Origin of the sequence: Moraxella porci DSM 25326, from assembly GCF_002014855.1 — a bacterium.
Lineage (GTDB): Bacteria > Pseudomonadota > Gammaproteobacteria > Pseudomonadales > Moraxellaceae > Moraxella > Moraxella porci.
The window spans coordinates 20261-32496 of sequence record NZ_MUYV01000009.1 but is presented as its reverse complement, the minus strand read 5'-3'; the positions used below and the strand labels follow the sequence as shown (position 1 = coordinate 32496).

Genomic DNA, 12236 nt, shown 5'->3' with positions numbered 1-12236 from the left:
AGAGAATAAAGCAGTCAGCTGTGCAGTGCTGGCTGTTTTTATTATCATAAAATTCCATCAAAAAATCCCATCAAAACTGATGGGATTTGTCGTTGATGATCTATACGATCTATTCACCACAGGGTGATTAACGGCGACGACCGCCAATAAAACCAACGATGAACAAAATCACAGCGATGATCAAGAAGATGTATGCAAATTCTTTGGTCAAGCCAGCGATGTTACCAAAACCTAAGAAACTGGCGATCACAGCGATGATTGCAAAAATAATAGCCCAACGAAACATAGTAATTCTCCTTATAAATAACCGACCATTTCAAGCATCTATTTAAAAACAACCGTCGGCTTGGTGTTGATAAATATCAGTTTTTAATAACTGGTATTACAAACTGTCTTCTTGGTTGTTATTATAGGCAGGCACTTTTATAAAAAATACTGATAAATTGTAATTTGTGTGTGCTTTGATAAAGATTGTGTAAATGCCTGTGTACAACTGTGCAACATTTTCACAGTTTACTGACTATTTGCAACCTTAGTCAGATTTTTCTTGACAATGCCCGTGGATTTTGGTTTAATATGCACCACTTCGGCGTGATAGCTCAGTTGGTAGAGCAACGGATTGAAAATCCGTGTGTCGGCAGTTCGATCCTGCCTCTCGCCACCATCTTGATAAATCATCCCAAAAGATCACTCTTTTGGGATGATTTTTTTTAGCTTATGACGATCAGCGCATTTGTAGGGCTTTGTTCACCCATCAAAAAAAGCTTGGCATAGACAGCCAAGCATTTTATTTGAATGCCTCAGAGTCAAGCTGATGTATTGGTGATTGTTTAGAAATATCCGCTCACCATCAGCTGTACGCCGACGATCATGAGTAGTACACCAAAGGCGCGCTTGAGTGTCTGTGCAGGCAGGGCGTGGGCTAGGCGTGCACCGACTTTTGCCATCACAAAGCTTAAAATACTGATGGTGATGAATGCGCCGATGTGCACAAAACCGATCAAGCCATCGACCTGATCGACGCTGCCGCCTTGATGACCAAACCAAATAAAACCCAACGCACCTGCGATGGCAATCGGCAGACCGCAGGCGGCTGATGTGCCGACGGCTTGTTTCATCGGTACGCCATTTTGGCTCAAATAAGGCACGGTCAGACTGCCACCGCCGATGCCAAAGATGGCAGATAATATGCCGATGACGATGCCAGAGATCATCTGCTTGTAGTCAGCAGGGGGTGGGATGTCGAGTCGTTCTTGATTGGGGAAAAATAGCATCTTCACCGCCATCAAGATTGCACCACCGCCCAAGATGGCTTGGAGCATCGCACCGTCAATGAGTGTCGCCACCCAAGCACCGACTAGACTGCCAAGCACCAATCCCTTTGCCATGTTTTTAAAGATTTCCCAACGCACGCCACCACGCTTGTGATGTGCTGACATTGAGCTGATTGAAGTCAAAATGATCGTCGCCAGTGCCGTACCGACTGCCACGTGTGGCACGATTTCACTTGGCAAGCCATAATACGCCAAAATCCAAATCAGTGCTGGCACGATGACCATGCCGCCACCAACACCAAACAGTCCTGCGCACAGTCCTGCCACGATCCCTGCGATCGAAAACCACAAATAAATCATGATTCAAATCCCATTGTTTTAGTGAAATTGTGCTATTATAACGCAATTTTATGAGTTTTGTGGATGCATTTTCGATGGATTATTCACACGCTAAGATGGATTTTGCTTTGATTTGGGCGAGTATTCATCGTCATCATCGACATGATGCTGTAACCGATAGCACCAACACACAGCTGATACAGGCGGTGAGCATAGGCAAGCTTAGCCATCGCCAGCATCATCTATATACCGCCGATGCCCAAAGTGCAGGGCGTGGTCAGCATGGCAGATCGTGGGTGAGCGGTCAGGGCAATGTGTTTTTGTCGCTATATACGCCGATGCAGACGGATAGTGATGATGGCTTTGGGCTTGTGCGTTTGGATGGATTTTTGTCCTTGGCGGTGGGCTATGAGCTGGCACGGCTTGATACGATCCAAGCAATCAATGCTGAGCGTGCCAAGCAGGGCTTATCGGCGATCGGTGTCAAATGGGCGAATGATGTCGGCTATTATGATGATACAGAGCATCTGTTCCAAAAGCTATGCGGAATCTTGATTGAGCCTGTCTATGCCAAGGTCAATGACAAAACTCGCCTAGTCGGCGTGGTGACTGGAGTGGGGCTAAATGTCGAAATCGGCCCAATAATCAAAGATGGTCTGTATCAAGCCACCTGCCTAAGACAGCTTGCGGATATGGTTAATCTTGGCGAGTTGCCTACTTATCAAGCACTGTATCAGCCGATTTGCCAAGCGATTTGCCAAGCGGTGCATCAGCACAATCAGCTATCAGACGCGACAGCGAAGCTGGATTTTATTGATGCGTTTAACCGTGCGCATGTCTTGATGGGCAGATCGGTCAATGTCTTTGCCAGAGATGATATGCAGAGCGTCAGTCAGTCGGGGCGTTGTATTGGCATCGATCATGATGGTGCGTTATTGCTTGAGCAAGCTGGCAGTACCGTGCGTGTATTGGCGGGTATGATTCAGTCTGCTTAGATGGCTGTGTTTAGACGGCTACATTCAGACGGCTACGTTTAAGCATTTGTGCTTAGACATCTGTGCTAAGATATTGATAAGATTAAAAAAGGAAAAACACATGATCGCACTGTGGCTTGATTTGGGCAATACACGGCTAAAATATTGGCTGATCGATGATGGCAAAGTCATCGCATCGGATGCCAAAGAGCATCTAAAAGCACCCAATGAGCTATTGATGGGTTTGTTTGGGACCTTTGTGCGATTTCATCCAGAGTTTGTGGGTATCTCAAGCGTACTTGGCGAGAAAATCAATGCCAAAATTGCCGATACGCTCAATGAGCTTGGCGTGCCGTTTGAGTTTGCCAAGGTCAATGACAAGCACCCAATGCTACACAGTCATTATGATCCGCTTCAGTTGGGCGTTGATCGATGGTTACAGATGTTGGGTGCTGTCAATGGTGCTAAGCAGTGCGTGGTGGGCTGTGGTACGGCATTGACCATCGATATCATTGATGGCGGTGTGCATCTGGGTGGATATATCTTGCCAAATGCCTATATGCAGCGTCATGCCCTATATGCAGGGACGCAGCAGATTGGCGTTAAGCAAGGGCGATTTGACAGCCTTGAGCTTGGGCGTACGACCGATGATGCGGTGCATCACGGGATTTTGTTTGGGATTGTTGGTGCGGTCAAATCGATACAGGCAAACTATCCAGAGTTTGAGCTGGTTTTGACAGGGGGTGGGGCGATGACACTTGCTCCACATTTGGATGGTGCCATCGTTGATGAAGGGCTGATTTTGACAGGGCTACAGCGGTATTTTGAGCATTGCCAAGGTGTCTAATCTAGCTTAATGATGATGGCTTACTCTTTAGGGTATCATCTGATGTATGGCATTGTGATTGATTGAACCGCCTTGCAGGTCATCTAGCAGATGTCGCCAAATGTGCAAAGTATCAGGCTTAAGATGACCTTTTTGGACAATTATCTCAAGGGCTAGACTTTGTAAATTCTTGGCTAAGTCAAGCTGTCCGCACCAAGCCAGTGAGCGGATGATACGACTGATTTTCTTTTCTTGATGACCGATTGGCTTGAGCCAATAATCCCGAGCCTTGAGCGTATCTGTGGCAAATAGCTGATTGCCTTGTCTTTCGATTTCAAAGTAGCCGATGATTTTATCAAACGATGTCAAGAATTTTTGCTGGATGTCTGGATTGGTTTGGAAGAATAACAGCTCATCACCGTGCAGTGTCGGCACGGTTTTATTCCATTTGGATGCATGGTCCACAGGAAACAGCCACTCAATATAAAAATACTGCACGCTAATGATACTCGGTGGTAGCACCCACAAATCTTCTAGCGTACAATCAAATGCCGTCGTTTTGCGTAAACCCAAATAAAATTCATTAATCGGATGCATTGTCATCTCCAGTCTGATTGCAATGAATCAACGATAACATAAGATGGCGACAAATTGTGTCGCAATACAGCGACGATGGCAATGACAATGTGATCTGTGATAGCGGCTAAATGCCAAACCAAAACGCAAAGGTAAACAGCCCAAGCACGCACAGCATCGACAGTAGCCAGTTTACCGAACGCAGCATACCAAGATTGGCAGCGTAGCTTGCGATATAGCCGATGCGAAACAGCACATAGCCTGCTGCCAATAAGTTCACCACTGCCATCGGTACAAAGGTATAAATCGCGATCAGCACCGCCGCCAAAAACACTGGCAAAGTCTCATAGCCATTTGCCTGAGCATGGTTAAATCTGGCAGCGATGCCTGTGCTATCTGCCAAAAATCCACGCGGGTCTTGATTGTGCTTAGCAAAGCGAAAACCAGCCGAGGCTTTGGCGAGTACTGAGCAGAGCCAAGGCAACAGGCTTGCAATGACCATCAAGATGATGGTAAGCTTCATGCCTGTCTGCATAAATAATGAAATAATCATAACAAATGCCAATCAGTTAGGCGGCGATGATTTCAAAGTCATGGGTGATATTCACGCCACCTGCTGACAGCATACGAGATGCTGAGCAGTATTTGTCGGCAGACAGCTCGATGGCTTTGGCGACTTGGGCATCTTTGATGTCGGTGCCAGTCACCACAAAGTGCAGGTGAATATCAGTAAAGACTGCAGGCACGCTATCAGCACGCACCGCACGCATCTGGCAGCGGACATCTTGGACATCTTGGCGAGATTTTTTTAGAATCGTCACCACATCATAGCTGGCACAGCCGCCAAGACCGAGCAAAATCAGCTCCATCGGGCTTGCGCCTTGCTCTTTATTGCCGTCGAGTTGGACGGTATGACCTGATGGAGAAGTGCCTTCAAAATGCACACCATCTTTCCATACCAAGCTTGCGTTTAATTCTGCCATGGAAGTTTCCTTATAAAAATATCAGTCATTGTAATGGTTTTGATACGCTTTGGCAACCGATGCCATCAGATGCCATCAAAGGCTGATTATCAAAGTGATGATGGATAAATTGGGGCAAATGGCTGTTTTTCTAGCGGTTTTGCTAAAAATCGCAAATTATTTTAAAAAACATTACACATTTGCGCGTTTTTTTGGTTTAATAGTCATTAAGTAAAGTCATCGGTAAAAAACTGGTGATATTTCAATGATTTATAAATTAAGAGTTTAGTTATGATTGATGCAGACGGTTTTCGACCGAATGTCGGCATCATCTTGGTAAATGCACAAGGGCAGGTTCTGTGGGCAAAACGCATCGGACATGACAGTTGGCAATTTCCCCAAGGGGGTATTAGCCGTGGCGAGACACCGCTTGAAGCGATGTATCGTGAGCTGTACGAAGAAGTTGGCTTGTTGCCTGAGCACGTCAAAGTGCTCGCTGTGACTCGTGATTGGCTGCGTTATCGCTTGCCAAAACGCTATGTACGAGCAGGGCAAGAGCCGTTGTGTATCGGACAAAAACAAAAATGGTTTTTGTTGTATCTGGATGATGCTTATACCGACCATATCCGCTTTGATGTGGGCGTGCCAGAGTTTGATGACTGGCAGTGGGTGAGCTACTGGTATCCGCTGACGGGTGTCGTCGCCTTTAAAAGAAATGTCTATCAGCGGGCGCTCAGTGAACTGATCGAAGCTGTGCCAGCAAATGAAGTTTTGGCCTAAGCCTAATTTCATACCATAAGCCATCGCCATCAAGGGATGGCTTTTTATTATGGGTGATCACATCAACTTGCACGCTAAGATCATTCACTTGGATTTGTGATTAGCGTCATCAGCCAAAATTTGCTAAAATATCGCCTTTTTAAACCATCAAAAACACACGCATGCGACTCAAATCCCTAAAACTTGCTGGCTTTAAATCTTTTGCCAATCCAACGACTTTCACCTTTAAGCACGACATCACTGCCATCGTCGGGCCAAATGGCTGTGGTAAATCCAATGTCATCGATGCGATCCGCTGGGTGCTGGGCGAGACATCAGCCAAGCAGCTGCGTGGTGGGGCGATGAGTGACGTCATCTTTGCTGGTGTCGAGGGTCGTGCTGCCAAGAGTCTTGCCAGTGTGGAGCTGATATTTGAGCATACCCAAGACGAGACGCACGGCATCCGCCATGAGCTAAACCTGTACCAAGAGCTGAGCCTACGCCGACAAGTCACCAAAGACGGTAAGTCGGATTATTTTATCAATGGTCAGCGAGTGCGTCGCCGTGATGTGGTGGATGTGTTTTTGGGTACGGGACTGGGTGCGCGCAGTTATGCGGTGATTGAGCAGGGGATGATTGGGCGCATCGTTGAGTCTAGCCCCATGCAGCTGCGTGAGTTCATCGAAGAGGGCGCAGGTGTCTCTCGCTATCAGGTACGTAGAGCTGATACCGAAAAAAAGCTTGCTGAGACTCGAGACAATCTAGAACGCTTATCCGACTTGCAAGGCGAGCTAAAAAAACAACAAAAAACGCTCATCCGCCAAGCCGAATCCGCCAAGCAATATCAAGCGCTCAATGATGAGCTGCAGGCACTGCATCGTGATGACTTGGTGCGTCGGTTGTTCGAAGCGTGGCAATATCACGAACTCAAAAAAGGCGAGCATGGCAAATTCAGTGATGAGCTTGCCAAGCTTGAGATGGAGGTCACTCGTGTGCGTCGTGAACTTGATACCTTATCGGCTCGTGTCGCCGAAGGTCAATGGCTCAAAGACGAAGCACGAGATAAATACCATAATGCACAGATGGCAGAACAAACTGCTCAGCACAATTTTTATACCGTCAATAGTGAGCTTGCCCAAAGTGATGAAAAAATCACCCGCCTGACAGCACAGCATCAAGAAGCGCTTGCCAATATCGAGCACGCCACCGCCGAGCTTGCCGAGATTGACAGTCAGCTTGCTACGATCATGCCTGACACGATGGCGCTAGAGCAGGCACTCACTGATGCCAAACAGGTACTTGCTGATGCCCAAGAGGCATGGCAAAAACAGCGTGATGAGTTATCTGTCATCACCCAAGACAAAAACAATCTGGATAACCGCAAAAAACTTGCCGAATCCCAAATCGCCCGCCTAAAAGATGCTGAGCAAAAATGGCAAAAACGCAGCGATGCACTTGATGCGGAGCAGGCAGGCTTTGTTGATGCCCAGCAAGACCAAGCCGAGCAAAAAGCGTATCAAGAGCAGATCGACAATCTTAAACTTAAACTTGATAATCTATCAGATCATGATGAGCTCAAATCTCGCTATGATGCACTCAGTGAGACTGTCAAAACGCTACAAGCAAGCACCCAAGCCCAAGAAAAACGCCATGCGGTGCTGATGGGTGAGTATGATATTTTGCACAAGCTTGTGCATACGCCAATCGCTCAACAAAATAGCGTATCGAGCGATGATCAAGCGGATTTGCAAGCTTTGCCAAGCCTTGAGCATGGTTTGATGCCGAGCAGTACGGGGCATCAATATGCCAAAGTACTGGATCAGTTTTTGGGATTTTGGCTGGATGCCAAAGTGACTACTCAGCTCAATATGGCGACCGCCTTGACCAGACCTGCCAAAGATGGTGTGAATTTATTATTAAAATCTGGTAAAAAAAGCGATACTGCCATCACGACAAGCGCCATCGCAGCCAGTGATGCCATTGCCAAGCTGCCCAAGCAGATTGGTGAGCGACTGATTCGCTTGGATCAGTTATTTAGCACACCGACTTTGGAGATTTTTGGGCGCACCTTTTTATATACGGGCGATGATGTGCTTGATGAGATGGATACAAGCGCATTGATTGGCGTGATGATTTTGACCAAGGCGGGCTGGCTGATTGGCAGTTTTGGCATGGTGCATATCAGTCGTTTTGGTGAGACAGGCAGTCAATTTCTTGCCCAAAAACAAGCACATATCGAGCGATTGGCTGTGCTAGAAGAAGAGTTGAACACCCTAGAAGATGCGCTGAATGCCGACCAAAAACAGCTAAAAAATCAGCTGAATCTGCTTGAACAAACCAAAGTTGAGCTCGAAGAAGTCATCGCCCAAAAAACTGCCACCACCGCACAGCTGCACAGTGCCGAAAAAGCACTGACAGCGCTCACTGCCAAGCTGGATGCGGATAAAATCCGTCGTGACAACCACGCCAAAAACCGTCAAGCGCTCGATGAAGAAAAACAAGACCGCCAAAAAGAGCTCAATGAGTTGACCGTACAGCTTGATGAATATCACACAAAGCTTGGCGAGTTTGCCCCACGTTTTGAGATGGCGAATCAAGCAATGACCGTGCTGACGGCTCGCATTGATGAAGCTAATGGACTGGTCAAGACCAAAAATGAAACCTATCAAGCCATGCAGCTCAAATTTGGCACACTCAGCCAAAGCAAAACCCATGCCGAACGCCTGCTTGATATGGCAAAAAACAGCGCCACGCAGACGATAGCAGACATCGAAGTTACCAAAAAACACCAAGAAACCTTGCAGGAAAAATTACCAAAGCTTGAAGAAATATTCAAAGCTGCCAAGATAAGCAGTCATGAACTCAAAATCTCAAGCGATGAATATGAAGCGGCTGCCAAAGCACTGCAAATCGCTCAAACCAAGCTACAAGATGAGCTGACTGAAGCACATGGTAAATTTGCCACCGCCCAAGCACAGTCTGCCCAAATCAGTGCCGATGCGGCAGTGGGCGAGAGTCGGATGCAGGATTTGGGCGATGAGCTGTTGCGATTTGATGAGGCGTTTAACCTGCCTGCGACCTTGGCAGAGTTTCGAGCCAATCCCAATCAGCAGTTCATTGACCATAGCCAAAAGCGCGAGGATGTCAAAGCGCAAATCGCCAAACTCGGTGCGGTAAACCTAGCTGCTGCTGCTGAGCTTGCCGAGATTGAGGCACGCGTATCACCGATGGATGAGCAAATCCAAGACATCACCGATAGTATGAAAAAACTTGAAGATGCCATCAAAGCGATCGATGAGAAGACCAAATCGCTGTTTTTGACAGCGCTCAATGCGGTGAATAAAGAGCTCAATGCCTTGTTCTCAAAAGTATTTGGCGGTGGCCAGGCAAGCTTAAGCCTGATGGAAGATGAAACCTTATCCAAGGCGGACAAATGGCGTGCAGGGCTTGTGCTGATGGCACAGCCAAAAGGCAAGAAAAACTCACGCCTAGCGGTGCTGTCAGGTGGCGAGAAGACTTTGACGGCGCTTAGCCTGATTTTTGCGATTTTTAAACAGCATCCAGCGCCATTTTGTGTGCTAGATGAGGTTGATGCGCCACTGGATGATGCCAATGTCGGACGCTTTACAGGGCTGATTCATGAGCTGGCTGACGATGTGCAGTTTATCTTTATTAGTCATAATAAGCTTGCCATGCAAATTGCCGATGAGCTCAAAGGCATCACCATGCCGACGGCGGGGATTTCAAGCCTAGTCACGGTCAATTTAGAAGAGGCGGAGCAGTATTTGGAGCCGAATGCCTAAGTCTAGGCATTTCTAGGTATTGACGATGCTTTGTGTTACAATAATGGTATCTACAATAGAGATATGTTCATGATGATTGATTTTGCAACTTTGCCAATCACAGTGCAAGAGCGGATTGTTAATCTGCAAGAACCTGTGAGTATTTTAAAAGATGGGCAGGTAGTGGCTGTGCTTAGCCCAAAATCTTATGATGCCAAGTTTGATTTTGCAAGAATCCAAGCATCGGTTTCAAGTGGGCAGGTTGCTGTACCAAAAACGGCAACAGCGGATATTGATGCCTTTGACCGTTGGCTTGCTGATGTTGCGCCATGAAAGTGACATTGACACCGCTTTTTGCCAAGCACTTGCAAAATTTCCCAAAAGCAGACCGCCAAAAGATTTTGGCATTTATTAACCATGTTGAGCAGTTTGGATTAAACAACTTGGCAGGGAGAAATAAGTCATCGGATAATGCACCAACCAACCATCCAAGCTGGCTTAATTATGTCAATTATGCAAAGATGCACCGTCTATGGCATTATCATATTGGCATTCCAGACTATCAAGGTGAATTGGGTGATTTGACCAGTGAATATATTTTGCATTATATTCGCAATGAAGATGAAATTATCCTAGTCGATTTGTCGTCACATCCGCCTTTTGCGTTGCCTTTACCCCATTATTTACCAATCCAAGAAGATCTGTAGAATGACAATTGTTATGACAAATTGCCTTGGCTTTATACAAAATTTTTGCTATAATAATGCGTCCATTTTTTTAAATGGGCGTATTTTTTAATTTAACTTTACACTACACACACGAAATTTACAGCGTAGGCTTACGGTGTTTTGGAATATCGGGGTGTCTATCAGTTTGAATAATTTGACCCGATGGTCAGATGCGTGCTGATGGATTCGGTATTTTTGATTTCGTGGAGGCGTAACCCAAACTTTTTAGGAACTCTTATGTCAGACAAGAACCCAACTCAAATCTCAATGCGTGACTTGCTAGAAGCAGGTGCTCACTTCGGTCACCAAACTCGTTTTTGGAACCCAAAAATGAGCCAATACATCTTTGGTGCTCGTAACCGCATTCACATCATCAACCTTGAGCACACTGTTAAGCAGTTTAACGAAGCACTAACTTTCGTGAACAAGCAAGCAGCAGCTCGCAACAAGATTTTGTTCGTTGGTACTAAACGCGCTGCATCTGCGGTTATCCGTGAGCAAGCGACCCGTGCTGGTATGCCATATGTTGACCATCGTTGGTTGGGCGGTATGCTAACTAACTACAAAACTCTTCGCCAGTCAATCACTCGTCTAAAAGAGCTTGAAAAACAAGCTGAAGACGGTACTTTTGCGAAGCTGACTAAGCGTGAAGCGCTAGAGCGTACTCGCCAAATGGAAAAACTAGAGCGCGCTCTAGGCGGTATCAAAGATATGGGCGGTCTTCCAGATGCGCTATTTGTTGTTGATGTTGACCACGAAGCGATCGCAATCAAAGAAGCCAAGCAGCTTGGTATCCCAGTGATCGGTATCGTTGATACCAACTCAAACCCAGACAATGTTGACTATATCATCGCAGCCAACGACGACGCTATCCGTGCCGTTAACCTATATGTGACTGCAATGGCTGATGCCATCATCGCTGGCAAAGAGTATGCAAAAACTCAAGGCGGCGCTGATGCTCAAGACGCAGACAAGCAAGCAAACCGCGACAATGCGACTGCACCAGTTGAAGATTCAATCGATCAAGCTGGCCAAGTAGTTAACAATTACTAATACATCACAGATAAGCCCAATCCACTTTGGGCTTATCATCGTTCATATTTGAGGGAATCCAAATGACTCAAGTTTCTGCAAAGACTGTAAAAGAGTTGCGTGACCGTACTGGTCTTGGCATGATGGAGTGCAAAAAAGCACTAGAAGAAGCAAATGGTGACATCGAGCTTGCGATTGACAACCTACGCAAATCAGGTCAAGCCAAAGCTGCTAAGAAAGCTGGTAACATCGCTGCTGACGGTGCTATCGTAATCGCTCAAGGCGAAGGCAAAGCACTACTTCTAGAAGTAAACTGCCAAACTGACTTCGTTGCAAAAGATGAAAACTTCACTGTATTTGCAAACAAAGTTGCTGAATTGGCACTAGCGAACAACACGACTGATGTTGAAGCAATCTCAGCGCTACCATATGGCGATGGCGCATCTGTTGAAGAAGCGCGTATTGCTCTAGTTCAAAAAATCGGTGAGAACATCCAAGTTCGCCGTGCAGAAGTCATCGAAGGTGCTAACCTTGCTGCATACCGTCACGGTCTGCGTATCGGTGTTGTGGTATCATTCGAAGGTGGTAACGAAGAAGTGGGCAAAGCAGTTGCAATGCAAGTTGCTGCATTCAACCCACTGGCAGTGAACGAAGCTGATGTACCAGCTGACATCCTAGCTCGCGAAAAAGACATCATCGAAGCCAAAGCTAAAGAATCTGGCAAGCCAGAAGCTGTGGTTGAGAAGATGATCACTGGCGGTATCCAAAAATATCTAAACGAAGTGACTTTGGTTAACCAACCATATGTCATGGACAACGAAAAGAAAGTTGGCGATGTGCTAAAAGCTGAAGGTGCAACTGTTGTTAGCTTCAAGCGTCTTGAAGTTGGCGAAGGCATCGAGAAGAAGCAAGAAGACTTCGCTGCTGAAGTTGCCGCTGCTCAAGCTGCTGCTCAAGCATAATTTTTTGCTTGTTGCCATTTTT

The 12236-nt window shown here is 46.4% G+C and carries 13 protein-coding genes and 1 tRNA gene; 9 read left to right on the top strand and 5 right to left on the bottom strand.

Features of this window, described 5'->3' with window-relative positions; translation table 11 throughout:
- Nucleotides 1–127: 127 nt before the first annotated feature.
- On the bottom strand, nt 128–286 hold the full coding sequence (locus tag B0681_RS07165; RefSeq protein WP_049237842.1) for a DUF1328 family protein: 159 nt from the start codon (nt 284–286) through the stop codon (nt 128–130).
- 302 nt (nt 287–588) lie between these two features.
- Here B0681_RS07165 and B0681_RS07160 point away from each other — a divergent pair.
- Nucleotides 589–664: transfer RNA gene (locus B0681_RS07160), tRNA-Phe, on the top strand.
- Between the two features lie 166 nt (nt 665–830).
- Here the strand turns inward: B0681_RS07160 and B0681_RS07155 are convergent.
- Nucleotides 831–1634, bottom strand: coding sequence for a sulfite exporter TauE/SafE family protein (locus B0681_RS07155; protein WP_078318064.1), 804 nt, complete (start codon nt 1632–1634; stop codon nt 831–833).
- Between the two features lie 50 nt (nt 1635–1684).
- Between B0681_RS07155 and B0681_RS07150 the strand changes: the two genes are divergently transcribed.
- Together B0681_RS07150 and B0681_RS07145 are read left to right on the top strand one after the other, a co-directional pair.
- The gene (locus tag B0681_RS07150; protein WP_228143881.1) at nt 1685–2608 is read left to right on the top strand and encodes a biotin--[acetyl-CoA-carboxylase] ligase; all 924 of its coding nucleotides are present in this window, start codon (nt 1685–1687) and stop codon (nt 2606–2608) included.
- Nucleotides 2609–2711: 103 nt separating this feature from the next.
- Nucleotides 2712–3434, top strand: a complete 723-nt coding sequence (locus B0681_RS07145) for a pantothenate kinase (RefSeq protein WP_078318078.1) — start codon at nt 2712–2714, stop codon at nt 3432–3434.
- 27 nt (nt 3435–3461) lie between these two features.
- Here B0681_RS07145 and B0681_RS07140 read toward each other — a convergent pair whose 3' ends face one another.
- The 3 genes from B0681_RS07140 to B0681_RS07130 all read right to left on the bottom strand — a co-directional run bounded on the left by B0681_RS07140 (nt 3462) and on the right by B0681_RS07130 (nt 4972).
- Entirely contained in the window at nt 3462–4010 is a 549-nt protein-coding gene (locus B0681_RS07140; protein WP_078318062.1) for an opioid growth factor receptor-related protein, read from the bottom strand.
- Nucleotides 4011–4116: 106 nt separating this feature from the next.
- Nucleotides 4117–4542: an MAPEG family protein gene (locus B0681_RS07135; RefSeq protein WP_078318061.1), complete on the bottom strand. Its 426-nt coding sequence runs from the start codon at nt 4540–4542 to the stop codon at nt 4117–4119.
- Between the two features lie 16 nt (nt 4543–4558).
- A complete protein-coding gene (locus B0681_RS07130) occupies nt 4559–4972 on the bottom strand; it encodes an OsmC family protein (protein ID WP_078318060.1) in 414 nt (137 codons plus the stop codon).
- Nucleotides 4973–5242: 270 nt separating this feature from the next.
- On the opposite strand from B0681_RS07130, the gene B0681_RS07125 reads away from it, so the two are divergent.
- The 6 genes from B0681_RS07125 (at nt 5243) to tsf (ending at nt 12214) form a co-directional block, all read left to right on the top strand.
- A complete protein-coding gene (locus B0681_RS07125; protein WP_078318059.1) occupies nt 5243–5731 on the top strand; it encodes an RNA pyrophosphohydrolase in 489 nt (162 codons plus the stop codon).
- Between the two features lie 161 nt (nt 5732–5892).
- Complete coding sequence (smc, locus tag B0681_RS07120; protein ID WP_078318058.1) at nt 5893–9513, top strand: chromosome segregation protein SMC; 3621 nt, start codon at nt 5893–5895, stop codon at nt 9511–9513.
- 69 nt (nt 9514–9582) lie between these two features.
- Nucleotides 9583–9825, top strand: a complete 243-nt coding sequence (locus B0681_RS07115; protein ID WP_078318057.1) for a hypothetical protein — start codon at nt 9583–9585, stop codon at nt 9823–9825.
- Nucleotides 9822–10199 (top strand): hypothetical protein, encoded by a 378-nt coding sequence (locus tag B0681_RS07110; RefSeq protein WP_078318056.1) that lies wholly within the window; start codon nt 9822–9824, stop codon nt 10197–10199. The genes B0681_RS07115 and B0681_RS07110 overlap by 4 nt, the downstream gene beginning before the upstream one ends.
- Nucleotides 10200–10457: 258 nt before the next feature.
- A complete protein-coding gene (rpsB, locus tag B0681_RS07105; protein WP_078318055.1) occupies nt 10458–11273 on the top strand; it encodes a 30S ribosomal protein S2 in 816 nt (271 codons plus the stop codon).
- Between the two features lie 62 nt (nt 11274–11335).
- Nucleotides 11336–12214 carry a translation elongation factor Ts gene (tsf, locus tag B0681_RS07100; RefSeq protein ID WP_078318054.1) on the top strand — a complete coding sequence of 293 codons (879 nt, stop codon included), beginning with the start codon at nt 11336–11338 and terminating at the stop codon, nt 12212–12214.
- The last annotated feature ends 22 nt before the right edge of the window (nt 12215–12236 follow it).

Coding starts and splice junctions, on each gene's coding strand:
- B0681_RS07165 (WP_049237842.1), bottom strand. CDS start 286: ATGTTTCGTTGGGCTATTATTTTTGCAATCATCGCTGTGATCGCCAGT.
- B0681_RS07155 (WP_078318064.1), bottom strand. CDS start 1,634: ATGATTTATTTGTGGTTTTCGATCGCAGGGATCGTGGCAGGACTGTGC.
- B0681_RS07150 (WP_228143881.1), top strand. CDS start 1,685: ATGAGTTTTGTGGATGCATTTTCGATGGATTATTCACACGCTAAGATG.
- B0681_RS07140 (WP_078318062.1), bottom strand. CDS start 4,010: ATGCATCCGATTAATGAATTTTATTTGGGTTTACGCAAAACGACGGCA.
- B0681_RS07135 (WP_078318061.1), bottom strand. CDS start 4,542: ATGATTATTTCATTATTTATGCAGACAGGCATGAAGCTTACCATCATC.
- B0681_RS07130 (WP_078318060.1), bottom strand. CDS start 4,972: ATGGCAGAATTAAACGCAAGCTTGGTATGGAAAGATGGTGTGCATTTT.
- B0681_RS07125 (WP_078318059.1), top strand. CDS start 5,243: ATGATTGATGCAGACGGTTTTCGACCGAATGTCGGCATCATCTTGGTA.
- smc (WP_078318058.1), top strand. CDS start 5,893: ATGCGACTCAAATCCCTAAAACTTGCTGGCTTTAAATCTTTTGCCAAT.
- B0681_RS07115 (WP_078318057.1), top strand. CDS start 9,583: ATGATGATTGATTTTGCAACTTTGCCAATCACAGTGCAAGAGCGGATT.
- B0681_RS07110 (WP_078318056.1), top strand. CDS start 9,822: ATGAAAGTGACATTGACACCGCTTTTTGCCAAGCACTTGCAAAATTTC.
- rpsB (WP_078318055.1), top strand. CDS start 10,458: ATGTCAGACAAGAACCCAACTCAAATCTCAATGCGTGACTTGCTAGAA.
- tsf (WP_078318054.1), top strand. CDS start 11,336: ATGACTCAAGTTTCTGCAAAGACTGTAAAAGAGTTGCGTGACCGTACT.